The organism is Shewanella sp., from assembly GCF_013214165.1.
Taxonomy (GTDB): Bacteria; Pseudomonadota; Gammaproteobacteria; order Enterobacterales; family Shewanellaceae; genus Shewanella.
On the sequence record NZ_JABSSM010000087.1, the window covers coordinates 1 to 16290 of the forward strand.

At 45.1% G+C, this 16290-nt stretch carries 17 protein-coding genes; 3 read left to right on the plus strand and 14 right to left on the minus strand.

The window, feature by feature from the left end:
* A partial coding sequence (gene gntH, locus HRU42_RS17925; protein WP_295033051.1) for a guanitoxin biosynthesis MBL fold metallo-hydrolase GntH occupies positions 1-1525 on the minus strand: 1525 nt, incomplete at its 3' end.
* A gap of 128 nt (positions 1526-1653) precedes the next feature.
* On the opposite strand from gntH, the gene HRU42_RS17930 reads away from it, so the two are divergent.
* A complete protein-coding gene (locus tag HRU42_RS17930) occupies positions 1654-2616 on the plus strand; it encodes a LysR family transcriptional regulator (protein WP_295033053.1) in 963 nt (320 codons plus the stop codon).
* Here HRU42_RS17930 and HRU42_RS17935 read toward each other — a convergent pair.
* The gene (locus HRU42_RS17935) at positions 2613-3392 is read right to left on the minus strand and encodes a TSUP family transporter (RefSeq protein ID WP_295033056.1); all 780 of its coding nucleotides are present in this window, start codon (positions 3390-3392) and stop codon (positions 2613-2615) included. The genes HRU42_RS17930 and HRU42_RS17935 overlap by 4 nt on opposite strands.
* A gap of 126 nt (positions 3393-3518) precedes the next feature.
* Between HRU42_RS17935 and gcvA the strand changes: the two genes are divergently transcribed.
* A complete protein-coding gene (gene gcvA / locus HRU42_RS17940) occupies positions 3519-4406 on the plus strand; it encodes a transcriptional regulator GcvA (RefSeq protein ID WP_295033059.1) in 888 nt (295 codons plus the stop codon).
* A gap of 235 nt (positions 4407-4641) precedes the next feature.
* Here the strand turns inward: gcvA and HRU42_RS17945 are convergent, their stop codons facing one another.
* From HRU42_RS17945 to HRU42_RS17965, 5 genes are all read right to left on the minus strand, one after another.
* On the minus strand, positions 4642-5028 hold the full coding sequence (locus HRU42_RS17945) for a ribonuclease E inhibitor RraB (protein ID WP_295033061.1): 387 nt from the start codon (positions 5026-5028) through the stop codon (positions 4642-4644).
* 34 nt (positions 5029-5062) lie between these two features.
* Complete coding sequence (locus HRU42_RS17950) at positions 5063-5296, minus strand: RNA-binding S4 domain-containing protein (protein ID WP_295033063.1); 234 nt, start codon at positions 5294-5296, stop codon at positions 5063-5065.
* A 63-nt stretch (positions 5297-5359) separates the two neighbouring features.
* Positions 5360-5896 carry a GNAT family protein gene (locus HRU42_RS17955; RefSeq protein ID WP_295033064.1) on the minus strand — a complete coding sequence of 179 codons (537 nt, stop codon included), beginning with the start codon at positions 5894-5896 and terminating at the stop codon, positions 5360-5362.
* An 18-nt stretch (positions 5897-5914) separates the two neighbouring features.
* Complete coding sequence (locus HRU42_RS17960; RefSeq protein WP_295033066.1) at positions 5915-6193, minus strand: peptidylprolyl isomerase; 279 nt, start codon at positions 6191-6193, stop codon at positions 5915-5917.
* A 155-nt stretch (positions 6194-6348) separates the two neighbouring features.
* Entirely contained in the window at positions 6349-8196 is a 1848-nt protein-coding gene (locus HRU42_RS17965) for a DUF885 family protein (RefSeq protein WP_295033067.1), read from the minus strand.
* A 133-nt stretch (positions 8197-8329) separates the two neighbouring features.
* On the opposite strand from HRU42_RS17965, the gene HRU42_RS17970 reads away from it, so the two are divergent.
* Complete coding sequence (locus tag HRU42_RS17970; protein ID WP_295033069.1) at positions 8330-8839, plus strand: diguanylate cyclase; 510 nt, start codon at positions 8330-8332, stop codon at positions 8837-8839.
* Between the two features lie 103 nt (positions 8840-8942).
* Here HRU42_RS17970 and HRU42_RS17975 read toward each other — a convergent pair whose 3' ends face one another.
* From HRU42_RS17975 to HRU42_RS18005, 7 genes are all read right to left on the minus strand, one after another.
* On the minus strand, positions 8943-10202 hold the full coding sequence (locus HRU42_RS17975) for a tetratricopeptide repeat protein (RefSeq protein WP_295033071.1): 1260 nt from the start codon (positions 10200-10202) through the stop codon (positions 8943-8945).
* Positions 10203-10204: 2 nt separating this feature from the next.
* Positions 10205-10825: an energy transducer TonB gene (locus HRU42_RS17980; RefSeq protein WP_295033085.1), complete on the minus strand. Its 621-nt coding sequence runs from the start codon at positions 10823-10825 to the stop codon at positions 10205-10207.
* Between the two features lies 1 nt (position 10826).
* Positions 10827-11231 (minus strand): biopolymer transporter ExbD, encoded by a 405-nt coding sequence (locus tag HRU42_RS17985; RefSeq protein ID WP_041419965.1) that lies wholly within the window; start codon positions 11229-11231, stop codon positions 10827-10829.
* 13 nt (positions 11232-11244) lie between these two features.
* Positions 11245-11769 (minus strand): MotA/TolQ/ExbB proton channel family protein, encoded by a 525-nt coding sequence (locus tag HRU42_RS17990; protein ID WP_295033087.1) that lies wholly within the window; start codon positions 11767-11769, stop codon positions 11245-11247.
* Positions 11769-13124: a MotA/TolQ/ExbB proton channel family protein gene (locus tag HRU42_RS17995; RefSeq protein WP_295033089.1), complete on the minus strand. Its 1356-nt coding sequence runs from the start codon at positions 13122-13124 to the stop codon at positions 11769-11771. The genes HRU42_RS17990 and HRU42_RS17995 overlap by 1 nt, the downstream gene beginning before the upstream one ends.
* Positions 13124-13906: a DUF3450 domain-containing protein gene (locus HRU42_RS18000; RefSeq protein WP_295033091.1), complete on the minus strand. Its 783-nt coding sequence runs from the start codon at positions 13904-13906 to the stop codon at positions 13124-13126. Before HRU42_RS18000 ends, HRU42_RS17995 begins: the two co-directional genes overlap by 1 nt.
* Positions 13907-14595: 689 nt before the next feature.
* Positions 14596-16290, minus strand: a 1695-nt coding sequence (locus HRU42_RS18005) for a TonB-dependent receptor (protein ID WP_295033093.1), incomplete at its 5' end; no start/stop codon positions are given.

The window sequence follows — 16290 nt, forward strand, 5'->3', positions numbered from 1 at the left end:
ATTCCTGTTTAGTGTTCATCCCCTTCCTGAGCGAGTCTGGAAGTTGCTCGGCCGGAAGCACAATATCGCGATCGGCGGGCCATTCGGTCAGCAGCTCAGGCATGTAACCTTCAGGATAGTACAATTTAGGATCTATCTCTAAGTCACGCATCTCTTGCTGTTGAATATCGGCTCGAGTGTTCTTTGGCATTGGAATACGAAACTCAGTGCCATCGGCTAAATCGAATTGTGGCGCTCGGGCATTCGGGAAGTCCGGCAGTATGCCTTCACGAACCCAGGCATTATCCTTGGTCATGTTAACCACGATGCCATCGGGAGCACCAAAGTGGTACGGTCCTTTCCAGTGTTCACGTACCTCAGCAACGGTTTCTTCATTCAAGTAAGCGTCATATGTCATATGCGTCGTCATAAACAAGCGTGGTTGTACTTGATTGGCAACATAACCGGCCGCATAAGCTGGTGTGTGATGCGTATCCACGGTATAACGAGCTAAAAATGGGGGTATACCTTGAATGATAGAGGAAATACCAAACAATTCAGTTTGCAGCTCAGTAATAAACAAGTCCGCACCCTTGGCGTATTTAAGATCGAGTTCAGTCGGGCGACCATCACCTGTCCACACCATTGACAATACGCGACCATCTTTTTGAGTCCAGTTTAGACGATAGCCTGAGGCGCCATCTTTGGCATGGCTGCGACGCCAGTGAATGACTTGCACGTTGTCTTGATCGTAAATCACCCCACCATCGTCACGGAAATCAAACTCATGCACCACAATGTCGTTACCGGCTGGGAATACATCGAATGCATCGGTATGCCAGTTAGTCATCATCTTCATGCCTTCGATCATATGACGGGTGCCATACTCAGGTGTGGCACCGCTGGGACCATAAACATTGAGAGGTTTTTCCCAGCGCCCATTCCAGCCACCAAATTGATAGATGTAAGGCAGTGCGTTGTAGTGATCTACGTGTAGATGGGTAATAAAAATATGGTCGAGCTCATTGAGCGCTACACCCGCTGCAATATAGTTAGCTACCGAACCTTCGCCGATGTCAAAAACGAAATTTGAGCCGTTACCCAGCTCTACGTAGATAGAGGTATTCATCTGTCCGGGACGGATCAGAGGCGATGTGCCCATGAAGGTGACTCGCATCTCATCAGGTTGCACTTCTTCAGTACGTGGATACCAGTTAGAACCGGATATCATGTGATCGCCGTAGGGGGCAATACCTTCAAACATGAGTCCTTCTTTCCAGGCTTTATCACCGTGGCTTGGGTGTGTATTTACCCCACCGGCTAATACCGCCATCACCTCTTCTTGGCTCGAGTAGAGCTTACCCTTGGGTTGACTCTTCTTAAAATCTTCTAAGGATTGGGAATCTTGGAACACATATTTTTGAGTGTTTTTTATTTTACTATCGACTTCTTTCATCTCATATTGCGTCATAGGATCTGCCGCGAACGCCGATGAAGCCATGAATATAGCCACAGTGATTGTTGAAAGCTTTGCAAACATTGTCATAGTTCCCGCCTTGTTCAGTTGAAGAATCAATCATTTCTAAGCTTTTGTTGTTGATATTGTGGCCAAAACTCACATACAAATATATAATGGTTTTTATATATTAAACATCACTAAATAAGATGAGTCAGATGAAAGATAAGCTAGATCTAAACTTGCTGAGGGTGTTTTCTGAGGTTTACCGCTTAAATTCAATTACCTTAGCGGCCGAGTCATTAGGTACCACACAACCGGCGGTGAGTGGCATGTTGAAGCGATTATCATTGCAACTGGGTGAACAGTTATTTCTACGGGAAGGCCGTGGCATTAGCCCATCAAATGTTGCAATTCAATTGGCGCAAGAGATAGATCCCCATTTAGCCGCCATTGCCAGCTCGATAGTCAACTTAAAGCAATTTGATGCAAGCCATCCTCGTACGTTTAAAATCTTCGCGGCCGAGCCTATGCTATTGCTTTTACTGCCATTAATTGATGACAGCTCAAGATTAGGTAACTGTAATATTGAACTCATCATCGCACCGGCCACACAAGAAACCTTATTAGAACAATTGAGTCTTCAGCAAGTTGATCTCGCTATCGACATTGGGGCTTCTGTGCATAATTCTTTTGAATGCACGCCATTCCATCAAGAGAGAGTGTTAATTTGTTGCTCAAAGAAACATAAAACAATTCAAGGTAAGATCAGTCTAGAACAATTTTATCAATCTACGCATATTGGCATAAAAATGCGCCGCTATGGTCACCATGCAATTCGAGAACTTAGCAAGGTCCCCTTACAAGACCGAAAAATTGCGGCTAACTGTGACTCGATCATATCTGGCTTAGCACTCGCTTCGAGCAGCCAAGTGCTTTGTATAACGCCGCAAAGTATCAGTGACAATTACGCTGACATTTTTAACCTGCAAACGTTTCCCCTGCCGTTCGATACTCATCCCATTGAGCATTATATGATATGGCATAAACGCACCAACCAGAGCGCAGCACATCAATGGTTGAGGAGTACCTTAATGTCGATGATCACTGATATCGAAGCAGTGAAACCAGATGAAGCAAAACGAAAATGTAAATCGGCCTGGATGCCAAGACCTGCTTAAACCCAAGCAAACAGATCATACTGAGTCGACAGTAACTTAACGCTCATGGCGATAGACATGGTCACTACCAGAGGTTTGATAATTTTTGCCCCCCGTGTCACTACCATACGTGAGCCTAGAGTGGCGCCAATTGCCTGCCCAACGAGCATGATGCCGCCGAGCATCCAGAAGACCTTGCCACCGATGGCAAAAAAGATGAGTGCGGCGATATTGGTCGCGAAGTTGAGCACTTTCGCATGAGCGGTGGCCTTGGCTAGGCCAAAACCTGCAAGAGACACGAAGGCTAATGCGAAGAAACTGCCGGTTCCAGGGCCAAAGAATCCATCATATAGCCCAACACCGAATGCGGCCGTAAAACCAAACATGACAGGGGTAAATACTTGATGCTTGTCCTCTTCGCTGATCTTCTTTGAAAACAGGAAGTAGCCACCAATGCCTAAAATTAAAAATGGCAACAATGTCTCTAAGAAAGCGGTATCAATCATCTGTACGGCTATGGCGCCGATGGCTGCACCGACAAAGGCACAAGCGATGGCTAACTTCATCTCAGCAATTTTCACCATGCCCTTACGCACAAAATAGAGGCTGGCAAAGAAACTGCCACCACAGGCCTGCAGTTTATTGGTCGCCAATGCCGCGGTAGGCGGAAGACCTGCCCACATGAGCGCTGGAATAGTGATTAACCCTCCGCCGCCGGCAATCGCATCGATAAAGCCTGCGAGCATGGCCACGCCAAACAGGAGTGCGATAAGTTCATAGGATAGTTCCAATGGCATAGATGGTTCTCAGAATATATAAGCTATTAACGATGGCGTATTAGACGATATTTGCACAATATACGCAAAGGAGTTATCGTCCACATAGAGTGAGGTTTTCTCACGCAGACAGTCAACGGGGACATGATGCATTCACCTCTTCCACCACTCAATTCACTCTTGGCTTTTGAATCTGCCGCGAGACACTTGAGTTTTAGCAAGGCAGCCAACGAACTCTTTGTCACTCATGGCGCTATCAGTAAACAAATCAAGGGATTGGAATCATTTATAGGCGTCCCCTTATTCATTCGCCAGCATAAAAATGTATTGCTCACCGATGATGCCCAGCGATACCTCATTCAAGTGCAATCGGCGTTGCAGACCATCAATAATGCGACCGCTGAGATAAAATCCCAACAGATGCGAGCACAGACACTGTCTATCAACGTCTTGCCTAGCCTCACCATCAATTGGCTTATCCCTCGGATGGAGGAGTTTAAAAGACGACATCCTCACCTGTATGTCGATCTGTCCATCGGCGACTTTGCGGTCGATTTCAATAACCGCCGCTGTGATATCGCCATCAGGAGTGCTAAACACGAACCTAACGATGCTAATTTTATCAAGTTAATGGATGAAGACCTGTGTTTGGTCTGCTCTCCTCGGGTAGCCGAGCAGCTAAAAACTGTCGAAGACATCAACAAGATGACCTTGCTTAAACACACGACCAGGCCCGAACTCTGGCCTTATTGGTCGCAGCAAGTTGGACTGACCCTGACCACAGATAAGAAGTTTGGCATGGAACATTTCTATATGCTTAGCCAAGCTGCAGCCGGAGGCATGGGGGTGGCGCTAATCCCAAGATTTTTTATCGAAGAGCAGCTGAGTAATGGCAGCCTGGTTATCCCCTTCGATACAGGTTTCACCAGTCCTTACATCTACTACGTACTGACGCCAAAATCCAGTAAGCTGCCCCTCAAGGCCCAAGTTTTTATTGACTGGTTACTGGAGATATTTGCCCCTTATCGTAACTAGCCCCTAACCTGGTGCTCGTAAGCCGCAGCGTCACCGAGTAACCAGCATAAAAAAAGCCACTCAAATGGTGGCTTAATACAAGATATCTGTCATCTTATAGCTTAGCGATGTAAACCCAATAAAAACGCCATCAAGTAGCGGCTTAATACAAGATATCTGTCATCTTATGGCTTAGCGATGTAAACCCAATAAAAACGCCAGCAAGTGGCATCAATCGAAATGCGCAACAGATCGACTAGTGCTTACACTCGTCACTGCATTCATGCTCATCATCGGCAAATTCATCGTCGCCATCTTGATGCTGCATCACGCCCCAACCATCGGTCACGCCGCCGAATTCTTGAGCAAATGTATTGAGCTCTACTTCTTGAACGACTATAGCTTGATACTCAGGAACCATGGGAATACACACTATCAGCTCCCACTGGCCAAGATCGTCATTAAGATGAAGCTCCATCTCACCTTCAAGCTCTGATTTCGCCAGCTCTTCAGACGCATACTCGGCATCTCTTTGATCATCAAAAACAAGGAAGAAGTCGACATCGAGTTGCTTGGTCAGATCGATACCCGCATCGGCCATCGCAGCGAGCATCTTGCCATTATCATCATCTGGAAATTGCATTTATTACTCCACTTAAGTGCAAGTCAATCACCCATTAAGGTGCGGTGACTATCTGTACTGACTCGCCATTGAAACAAACGACTTCACCAGCCCTGACTTTTTTGCGCTTACGGGTCTCAACTTCACCGTCAACGGTTACCTTGCCTTCACTAATCACGAATTTAGCTTCACCGCCCCCGCCAATCATGGCTTGGACTTTCAAAATCTTATATAGCTCTATGTAGTCTTCACCTGGCAATAGGGCCAAGGTTTCTATTTGTGCTGTCACACGTATTACCTTTAATCAAAATTCTTATGAGATTATAGCACCGAGCTTAGACAAGGATAATACCTATTCGCCTCTTTCATGACTCAATAGGCCATAAGTGCAATCATCAAACCAGATATCATCGATTTTAACGTTGTCTCTGAGCACACCTTCCAGTTGGAAGCCATTTTTCTCTAACACTCTTGTCGATGCGATATTCTGTTTCGCACACAGGCCGATAAACTTGTGTACCTTAAAGCTTAAGCAAGCCCAGTCAATGACCGCCTTAAGACCCTCTGTCGCATAGCCCTGACCTTGGCCTTCGTTGGCTAACATGTAACCCACTTCGGCGTGGTCAAACTCATGACTGGCACAATATAATCCGCTATAGCCGATAAATTTATCGGTTCCCAGCTCCTCGATAACCAGAGTCAACCAGTCACCGGATCTATATTGCCAAGGTGCGAGTCTATGCTCGAACTTTTCCCGTATCACAGACTCCTCAACTGGGCGCCTAACAAATTGATTGATAATAGGATCTTGATGAAGCATCAAAAAATTATCCCAATCATCGGCTCTAAGACTGCGAAGTCTGAGTCTATCGGTATAAAGTTCAAGCATAGAGAGGGCCTTTACTAATTATCCGCGGCTTGTCACTTCAAGCAGGTGATAGCCAAATTGTGTCTTAACTGGGCCTTGAACTTCATTCAAAGGCGCATGGAACACGACTTCATCAAACTCTTTAACCATCATGCCAGGACCAAAAGAGCCAAGATCACCACCTTGAGCGCTCGATGGACAAGACGAGTTAGCCTTTGCCACATCAGCAAAATCTGCTCCGCCTAAGATCTCTTGCTTAAGCGCTTCACATTTGTCTTCGCTGCTCACTAATAGATGTCTTGCTGTGGCTTGTACCATGTTGTAACTCCTAAATTTTGAAATTGGCCACCAAATCTATACAGGGTATAGAAAATGACAATAAAATAATTAAATTCAGCCCTAGTATATTGATAAAAGCTGGGATTAAAAAGGTTTTAGCTGATGAAACTGTGTTTAACTAATATCGCAATAGATTACTTCTGCGTTTCTATCCAATGATGGATCTTCGACTCCATCACCGCCATAGGCAGAGAACCTGAGGTTAAGATTTGATCATGGAAGGCTTTTAAGTCGAATTTATCGCCTAATGCAGCTTCCGCTTCGGCTCTAAGCGACAAGATTTTGAGTTGACCCACTTTGTAGGACAAAGCCTGGCCAGGTATTGCCATATAGCGCTCAACTTCGGCGATGATGTCTGACTCAGCCATGGGCGAGTTATCTTTCATGTATTGAATCGCTTGTTCACGGGTCCAACCTTTAGCGTGAAGGCCGGTATCGACCACGAGTCGCATGGCGCGTAGCATCTCATCAGACAGCTTGCCAAAATACTGATAAGGATCGTTAAACAATCCCATCTCAATCCCTAAGTTTTCGGCGTACAAGGCCCAACCTTCTTCGAACGCCGTGTAGTTACCAAAACGTTGGAACTCAGGTACTCCGGTTAACTCTTGCTTAATGGCGATCTGGAAGTGATGTCCAGGGGCCGCTTCATGCAGAGACAGTGTCGTCATCCCCCATCTAGGCTGAGCTTTTAAGTTATAGGTGTTGATATAGAACACACCAGGACGAGAGCCATCGACGGCTGGCGATTCATATGATGCACCTGCGGCTGACTGCTCACGGAAGCTTTCCACCGGTTTAACCACATAATCGGCCTTGGGCATGATATTAAAATACTGAGCTAGCTCAGCATTTATCTGCTTTTTAAGGGTCATATAACCATCGATAAGATCCTGGCGATCGGTGAAGTAATATTGTGATTCAGATGACAAAGAGGCGAAGAAGGCCTTCAGACCTCCCTTAAAATTCACCTGCTCACGTACCTTATCCATCTCAGACAGGATGCGGGCCACTTCACTAAGACCAATCTGATGAATTTCGTCTACAGGCATCAGGGTCGTGGTGTGGGAATTTGCCAGATGCTGATACCAGACTTTACCGTTAGGTAAGCCCCACCAACCGTCACTCGCTCGCGCAACTGGCAGATATTTAGTCTCGAAATACTCAGTTAACGAGGCTAATGCCGGGATTAGCTCTTGATTGATAAGCTGAGTGTAACTGGCGGTCAGCTCGGCCTTCTCCGTATCTGAGAAGCTCATAGGCAGATTATTTATTGGCGCGTAGAACAAACTCTGGCTGGCATCATCGACAAGTTGGGCCTTAAGCTGAGGAATGATGCGCTCGACTAACACCCGAGGCAGAACCACCTTACTTCTTGCCCCCTCATCCATACGCTCTTGTGCGAGCTGAGTCCAGGTGATGAAGCCCGTTAAACGAGCTGCCCAGTTATGATAGTCTTCGACGGTGTTAAATGGTTGAGCACTCTCACCACTGCCCAGCTGCACCATGCTAATAACTGTGCTGTAAAACTGGTTCATTGGCATGAAACGGGCTGGGAATGTTTCATCTACCAGAGCCACATTTCTATCATAGTAAAACATGTCATAACTGAGTTGTAACTTGGGAGATAAGCGGCTCCGGTCTATTTTTTCAACTCTTGCCTTATAGCTGGTATTGAGATCATGACGCGACTTCAGATACTCATTGGTAAGCGCGCCGCCAAACTGATCGTTATAGTCATTCACTCCTACAAATGTGGCATAGACAGGCTCAAGTTTAAGGTAGTCCTTAAAAAAATCGTCCACCAATAGCAGATAAGCCTGCTCGGCTGATGCCAGCTCATTCAGGCTGGTCTGCGATACCTCAGAAGATGCGCCGATGGCTGCTGAACTTGTATCCTTACTCGCTGGATTCTCATTGTCTGAACAGCCTGTGATCCCCAGTACTAATCCTATTGTTACGGCTAAAAAAGCTCTTCTCATCTGTTTCTTTCCCTATAATCGGTGCAATTGCTTGTTATTTTCTATACTTAATACCAAGGTGCGACTTTCTTCGTACTGCTATATTGATGCAGCTATCTCAATCTTCTTTATAGGACCGAAAAGGAGTCAGTCAATGATCTATTCATTTCGCAACTCAGGTTTCAGAGATCCAGAAACTGGCGTCTATAATCGAACCTACTTTATGGAGGTATTTAACCGCGAATGGCATCGCCACATCAGAGATCACCAAAGTCTAGCGCTATTATATCTATGCCCGCACATACATGAAACAGTTAAGCAACCTCATCTGCTTGAACTTTTTATGAAACAGGTACAAGAAGCCATCTTAAGAACAACAGATCTGGTAGCACGGCTCAACAATAACAGCTTTGCGTTAGGCTTATTCAACATTGATGCAGCTGGCACTCAGATAGTGCTACATAGAATTGAACAGAAGATCGAGATCTTCAATTTAGAATATGCCAAAAAACACACCAGTCACATTGATTATGAGCTCGCTGGTTATACTTGCACACCGGCGCGTAACCTGAGCATAGAATTAATTTTCAAAGACGTAGAGGATTTAACTCATGAGTTAGAGATGGAAAGAAATCGACATGTTGAGTTGAGACAGATGCAGTAAATGAAGGTGATAAGTGCTAAGTAAGATTATAATTTCCTAGGGATTCACAGCAATAAAAAAGCCCCTTGCGGGGCTTTTAAAAGGCTCATTTAATCAAGTAAAGTTACAATGCTACGTTATGAACACGTGCCTTTTCTTTGATATAAGAGAGGTAACTCTTCGCTGCACGAGCCGTCTTCTTATCCTTCGCCGCTAACTTAGCACGTGAATAAGCCGACTTATATTGCTTAAGGTTTAGATAAGCAAGTGCTAGCTCAAATTGAGCCTCACCAGGATATTCAATGCCTGCGTCGAGTGACTTTTTCAACGCACGAACAGCGGCTTTAGACTTACCATCCAGAGACAGGATTCGACCCTGTCTTAGATAATATTTGCCATTGTTACCCGCATCTGCAGCCTTACCATAATATGAAGCAGCTTCTCTCAACTCTTTCGCGTTGTGATAGAAACCAGCCAAGATCCCAAGAGTTTTCTCATCCTCTTTGATCGTGCCTGCCTTCATGTGCTTCTCATATATCTTGGCTGCACGGTATGGCGAACCATTCTGTGCTAGTAGCTGAGCTAAACGCGTGATGTTACCCGCAGTCTCAAGAAAACCATTCTTATAAGCAAGATCGTAGGTTGCGAGTGACTTAGTGTACTTTTCAGTCATCAGATAAAACTGAGCTAACTGAACCCAAAGACGTTTATCGTCTGAGAATAGTGGCACCATGGTCTCAAGCACTTTTACCGCTTCTGGATACTTCTTCTGATTGAAGTAAGCCGTTAGCTTCATCTGATACAGGCCCTTATCAGGCTTATCAGACAGTGCTAGCCCCTTGTCAGCAACCTCAAGAACCTTGTTCCAGTTCTTCTGCTCCGAGTAACCAATACCTATACGACGGTAGACTTGGGCATCCTCTTTACAGGTAAACGCCATCCACTTGTAGTAATAGGTGATCGATTCTTTAAACATCTTCTCTTGGATCAAGAGATCAGCATAAAGCTTCAGCGTCGCGGCATGATCCGTTCCACCTAAGATATCCGCATCGACCGCAGTCTTAAGATACTTGATAGCCGTATCCATCTGCGCTTTTTCGGCGTAGAAATTACCCAACATACGGTCAACATATGCTGTATCGAATTTACTCTTTGGGTTGGACTCGAGTAAGATTGCGATAGCTTCATCGAGGCTGCCTTCGGTGTAAGCTTTGAAAGATTTTTGCACTTTCTTGGCTGCACTCTGGCCAACGGCCTTAGACTTGCGCTTCTCGATAGGACATTTCTCGACAGCAGATACTGCTGGAACGAGTGCTAAACTACCACCAAAAGAAAGGATTAGGGCGGCAGCTATACTCGTCGTTCTTAAACTAAGTTTACGCATCGTTATCTACCTCCTTTTTCTAAGGTGAAGTCCAGCTGAACTGTCATACCTGGTTGCTTAAGTGCCTTACCGTCAACAATCTTAGGCTTATACTTCCACTTTTTAAGTGCGCGTTTTGCTTCTTTGTTAAACAAACGCTTAGGTTCTGCCTTGATAATTTTGACGTCTTCAACACCACCGAGTTCGTTAATGGTGAAGCTAAGCTGTACCCAGCCTTCTTTGCCATCACGTGCTGCAGCAATTGGATACTGGGGCTGGATACGAACGATAGGTGTAGCATCACCGTCACGTGTCATCATGTTACCCAGTTTGAAGCCTGTATTGGCACCACCGGCTACCACACCACCCATGTTAAATGACATGTTGGTATCTATGTCAGATGAACTGTCAGGCGGAGTGATATCCGGCTTAGGTGGCTGCTCAGGTGGCGCAGGAGGCTTAGGTTTAACCCTAGGTTTCTTCTGTGCTGATGCATCCTCTTTGCTCATGGTTACTTCTATGATAGGTGATTCAGTCGAACCTGCGTTGCGGGTTGGACCGCCACCTATCAAAAATGCCATGAAGACAAATAAGGCATAAGTCACAGCACCACCAAGTAGTAATGATACTATTCCTCTAAGCATATTAGTCTTTCCCCGCCGATACAGAAATCTTATCTACGCCCGCCTTCTTAACACTATCCATTACCTTGATAACTAGGCCATGTTTGGCATCTTTATCGGCTTGGATTAGCACGGCCGCTTCAGGAGCCTCTGCAAGCATACGTTCTACGTTTGCAGTTACACGCTCGATATCGACTAGACGGTTCTCCATCATTATCGTTCCTGTCTTGCTCACACCGATGAAGATGTTAGCAGAAGGCTTCTTAGTCGCTGTAGACGCTTCGGGCTTGGTATAATCAAGGCCAGAAGGTTTAACAAACGAAGTTGTTACAATGAAGAAGATCAACATGATAAACACGATGTCTAGCATCGGTGTCATATCAATTTGAGCTTCCTCTTCCACGCTGGAATGCTTTCTACGTGCCATGTTCAATCTCTCTCTAGTGGTGACGCATGCTGTCTTTTAGCTTTTCTAAACTGATTTTCATCTTAGCGTCCAGACGAGTACTAAAGAATACTCCCGATAACGCCGCTACCATTCCCGCCATTGTCGGCATGGTCGCCATTGAAATACCAGCTGCCATCATACGAGCATTACTCGTCCCATGAACTGCCATCACATCGAATACTGAAATCATACCTGTCACTGTGCCTAACAGACCTATCATAGGGCAGATGGCGACTAAGGTTTTAATAAACAGCATACGTGCATTCAAATTTTGTTTCGCTTGGGAAAGCCAGGCTTCACGGATACGGTGTGCATACCAAGAGGTAGAATCCTCTCGGGCATCCCATGAGGTTATGATTGCCTTATGTTCGTTTGGTGATATCCAATTGAGATACCAGTAACGTTCAAGCATCAATACCCACATGACAAACAACACTGCCGCGACCAACCAGAGGACATCGCCTCCGGCGACCATAAAGCCCCTGACGGAATCCCAGATATCCATCAGGAATAACATTAGGCGTTCCTCTTCTCAGCGTGACTAGCAACCATACCAGCACTCTGTTCTTCAAGTACCTGTACGATTGACTTACTGCGAGCAATAACAATTGCGTGCATAAGCATCAGAGGTAGAGCAGCGACCAGACCTTGTACCGTAGTCATCAATGCCATCGAGATACCGCCAGCCATAAGCTTAGGATCACTAGTACCGAACAACTGGATGCTTTGGAAGGTGGCAATCATACCCGTTACTGTACCGAGTAGGCCCATCATAGGTGCGATTGCGGCGAGTACCTTAATGATCGAGATACGCGCTTCTAGTGCCGGTGTCTCTTTCAGAATGGCTTCATCAAGCTTAAGTTCCAGCGTTTCAACATCGACATCTTTGTTGTCGTGGAAAGCCTTAAGAATACGACCTAAGGCATTGTCACCTGGGTTATCCAGATTCTTGCGTTGGGCGTTAACTTTCGCGCCGACAAGAGTAAGCGTGACGATACGCTCTATCGAGATGATGGCACCGATAATAAGCAGGCCAATGATGATGTAACCTATGGTTCCACCCGCTTCGATACGATCTTCGATAGTCGGCTTCTGCGTGAAGATGCTCAACAACACACCCTTAATAGGATCTATATAGAGAGGTGCTATACCCGAAGTGATATCCTGGAACTTAGACACAGTTTTGACTTGATAACCGGATGGTTGCTGCGATAGTTCCTGAATCAGACCTAGGTCGGCGTTATAAACAACATATTTGCCATCGGAAAGTAAGTTGAAGGCACCCACACGAGTGATGGTGGTATTACGAATACTACCGTCGATATCGGTAACAGTACCTTCGAAGGTCACGACCTTGCCAGACTGCGCCATCTCAAATAACTGTTCTTCCCAGAAACGCTCCAGCTCGTCAATCTTTGGCAGCTGCTTACGCGCACCAAGTTCTGCGATGAAAACATCACGCCCAGGATATTGAGCACTGATGTTAGACGCTACCAGTTTACCGGAGAAATCACCGGCATCACCTTTAACGACACCGAACATCTCACCCAAGTCACCTTGAGCCGTTTTTAGGTTCTCTTCCAACTCGCCAATTTTGCGCTCATTATCCAAGAAAGCTTGGTTTAAATCTTTACCGCGTTGACGCTCGGCAGCCAAAGCATTCTTTTCACGCTTAAGCAGTGAGGCCTTATCGCCACGCTCATTTCTGAACTCTTGCTCACGCTTCTTATTGGTGTTCGAAGCGTTGGCACGATCTGTCTGAACCTGCTTAAGCAGCTGGTCGATCGTCTTAGGCGCATCTGCTGCACTCGCAATACCTGAAGATAAAATCAGGGTTGCAGCAACGATTGCTGTAGTAATTAACTTCTTCATTATTGTGCAGCCTCCGCAGCAGGAATTGGTAACGAGAATAGATCCGGAGCACCCTGTTTACGTGCAATGCGGATACCTTTAGTCAGTTCACGAAGATAGCTGTCATCGAGCTGATCCCATGCCTTAGTTTCATCGTTAAACATCCAAGCTGACTTCTGGTCTAAGCTCTGTGCATAAAGGGCAACTCGGCCTAGGTTGAAGAAATCAACCAAGACATCTTTACCACCGAGTTCGAGCTGACCTGTTTTAACGGCAACGAAACTGCCGTATTCACGCTCTATGCTGTATGCATCGAGGATCAGACGAAACTTTTCGGCAAGTGTCACTTCAGCACTATTCAATAGCGACTTAAGATTATTTACGCGCTCGACACGAGTTTCTTGGTTGAAAGGCAGATCCAGAGCAATAAACTGCTCTAGTGCGTCAACCATCTTAAACATTAGCGGAACAACACCTTGACGGAGTGTATCTACGCCATTGATGTCTTCTTGAATTAATTTCATGCTAGCTTCTTGGTCTGCGACCAGAACTGCTACGTAATCGTTGTAAGATTTTAGTGATTCGCGCTCATCTGCAACTGAACCATACTCAAACACCATGTCCTGAGCCTGGTCAAAGTATTTATCTACTTTGTTTTGCGATGTTGCTGCTTCAGCGTGAATTTTGCTGTCAGCCTTCTGAACGTCAGAAAGAGGATCTGCAACCACTAAGTTTGAGCCTGCTAAGGCTAGTGCGCCTACGAGCGCTGTAGCGATTTTTGTTTTATTGCTTACCTTGGACATAGTTCCCAACCAATTTGAAGTAAAATTAAAAAGGTTTAACTTATTAACAACACGGAATTCCGCTTATATTTGCGAGAATTTCCAGCTCATAAGTATGTCTTTCTCTTGTGATTGTTAATTATTATCTTATTTTTCTACACCGATAAAGGTGTAGCACCGCTGGCATCATTTCACAAAATGTTGACCTGTGTCAACAATTGAAACGAGCTAAAACTAGTGGAAAAAGGCATTAGAGAGGGGGAAAGCAGCAAAAGGTAGCTTTTTGAACAAAGTCAGCTATGGCAAGTTAACAAGTAGACGACAAAGTATGACCAATTATCATTATAAGGTACTGATTAAAAACGGATGTTGAATTTAACATAAGGCCCTACATTTTTTACATTGCGTTAACAGCCTAGGGTAATAGCAGTAATCATATGGATCTGTTTCTACCGATTTCATTCAAATTAACTAGGGAATTTATAACGTTGGGGCCTGTAGTTTTAAGAAACTAAACTAAGGCACGTCGAACTCATCACTTATGGCAAAAGGATGAACCAGATCACGCTATTTTTTTTGTTCAAGGTAAATAAAAACAGCTGATTCGCTAAAATTTAGGTAGTAACTACCAAGAAAATCATATGCCGATTTTAGAGAAACAAAAAGCCGCACATATCACTATGTGCGGCTGGCAATTAACTGCTATTAATTTAGAATCTTACACTCGCTCTAACGAAGTAATAGCGACCCATGACATCATAAGTGTACGGATCTGTATTAGAATCATTGTTACCAGTGAAGTATGGTGGTTGTTCATCAAGCAGGTTATTCACACCCGCTGAGAATGATAATGTTTCTGAGAAGTCATATGTACCAGACAGATCGTGATACATGATGCTATCTACAGTAGGCGCATAACAATCTGCAGGGTTTGCTGTACACTTGCCCAGGAATGAGGTCATACCATCGATATAACGCATCTCATAGGTAACACTCCAATCAGAAGCCCTCGCTGTGATGTTCAGGTTGGACTTAAAGTCTGCATAAGCACCGGCACCCGCAGTTATGAAGCCTTTAAAATCTACAATATTGCCATCTTGGTCAGTTTCTTCAAATGTGTCGATTATTGAAGTATCTAATGATGCACGCCAATCTAGTCCTAGGCCTTCGAATACATAAGCAATGTTGATGTCATAACCAGAAGTTTTTTGACCACCTAAGTTTTGCAGACCATTGTCGAATGTAATACGACCAGTACCATCTATAGCGATATTGGAAGACTGACATAGAGCCGTACCAGTATTAATCAGGCTACCATCGGTACCCAGACACTGATTGGCTACATAGGAGTCATCGACAGTATTGATCGCATTGGTTATTTCAATATCATAATAATCTAAGGTTAACGATAGACCGTCAATAAAGCTAGGTTCGAGAACAACGCCCACTGTGGTGATATCGGCTTCCTCAGGTGTTAGCAGTGGATTACCTCCAACAGTAACTTCAGCTTGGTCTTGTTCTGATGCAGGATGTTGAACCTGTTCAAATGATGGCGACTTACCGCCATAAAGCTCATCGACTGTCGGCGCTCTAAAGGCTGTAGAGCTACCAGCACGTATCATGACCTGGTCATTGAGTCTCCATGTTAAACCAAGTTTCCATGTGAGATCATCACCAAATGTGTTGTAGTCGAAATATCGCAATGCGGCACTAAGATCGACCTGCTCGGCCATAGGTAAGTCATTTAAAAGTGGCACTGCAAATTCAACAAATGCTTCGTTCACATAAAAAGAACCTGAAGTTGACTCTACACGTGGATCGTTTGCTAACCCCTGAGCGGTTAACGAATCAGGAGTAAAGTAAGCTGATTCCGTACGGTGTTCAACACCGGCAGCGAAACCAAGGTAACCTGCAGGCATTTCGAGAACTTCACCGGAAAGAGTTGCGGAAACGATATCCATCTCGCTACCACCACTATTGACTTCGGTATAGATAAATGGCGCGATACTCTCGCCCTGCCAAGAGGTCTGTAGGAATGGATCGAACTCTTCTGCAAGTACTGCATCATTGATCGAGCCTATGTTATGTAGGTTGGCTAAGGTGTCAACGGAATCATTCTTACCTTTAGTATAAGAAGCATCCCAAGTCCAACCATTGCTAAATTCGCCTTCAAGTCCGATAACGATACGAATAGTATCCACTACTTGATTAAAATCACGCGTACCAGACTCAACCATGCGGCGACCATAATCGAGTTTTTCTCCTACTTGAGCAAATGGTAATAGCTCATCGGTCATCCATCCACCGGCACTCTTAGGATCGTAGAGCCAAGCATCACCATTCCAGATGGGCTGAGGCGCCATCTGCTGGTCTGACCAACGTTTGGTATACATGGCCTCGGTGAA

Excerpts from the sequence above, each read along its gene's own strand:
- HRU42_RS17930 (WP_295033053.1), top strand. The coding sequence starts at position 1,654 with ATGAAAGATAAGCTAGATCTAAACTTGCTGAGGGTGTTTTCTGAGGTT.
- HRU42_RS17970 (WP_295033069.1), top strand. The coding sequence starts at position 8,330 with ATGATCTATTCATTTCGCAACTCAGGTTTCAGAGATCCAGAAACTGGC.
- HRU42_RS17975 (WP_295033071.1), bottom strand. The coding sequence starts at position 10,202 with ATGCGTAAACTTAGTTTAAGAACGACGAGTATAGCTGCCGCCCTAATC.
- HRU42_RS17990 (WP_295033087.1), bottom strand. The coding sequence starts at position 11,769 with ATGTTATTCCTGATGGATATCTGGGATTCCGTCAGGGGCTTTATGGTC.
- HRU42_RS18000 (WP_295033091.1), bottom strand. The coding sequence starts at position 13,906 with ATGTCCAAGGTAAGCAATAAAACAAAAATCGCTACAGCGCTCGTAGGC.
- HRU42_RS17955 (WP_295033064.1), bottom strand. The coding sequence starts at position 5,896 with ATGCTTGAACTTTATACCGATAGACTCAGACTTCGCAGTCTTAGAGCC.
- HRU42_RS17965 (WP_295033067.1), bottom strand. The coding sequence starts at position 8,196 with ATGAGAAGAGCTTTTTTAGCCGTAACAATAGGATTAGTACTGGGGATC.
- HRU42_RS17985 (WP_041419965.1), bottom strand. The coding sequence starts at position 11,231 with ATGGCACGTAGAAAGCATTCCAGCGTGGAAGAGGAAGCTCAAATTGAT.
- HRU42_RS17980 (WP_295033085.1), bottom strand. The coding sequence starts at position 10,825 with ATGCTTAGAGGAATAGTATCATTACTACTTGGTGGTGCTGTGACTTAT.
- HRU42_RS17935 (WP_295033056.1), bottom strand. The coding sequence starts at position 3,392 with ATGCCATTGGAACTATCCTATGAACTTATCGCACTCCTGTTTGGCGTG.
- HRU42_RS17945 (WP_295033061.1), bottom strand. The coding sequence starts at position 5,028 with ATGCAATTTCCAGATGATGATAATGGCAAGATGCTCGCTGCGATGGCC.
- HRU42_RS17960 (WP_295033066.1), bottom strand. The coding sequence starts at position 6,193 with ATGGTACAAGCCACAGCAAGACATCTATTAGTGAGCAGCGAAGACAAA.
- HRU42_RS17995 (WP_295033089.1), bottom strand. The coding sequence starts at position 13,124 with ATGAAGAAGTTAATTACTACAGCAATCGTTGCTGCAACCCTGATTTTA.
- gcvA (WP_295033059.1), top strand. The coding sequence starts at position 3,519 with ATGCATTCACCTCTTCCACCACTCAATTCACTCTTGGCTTTTGAATCT.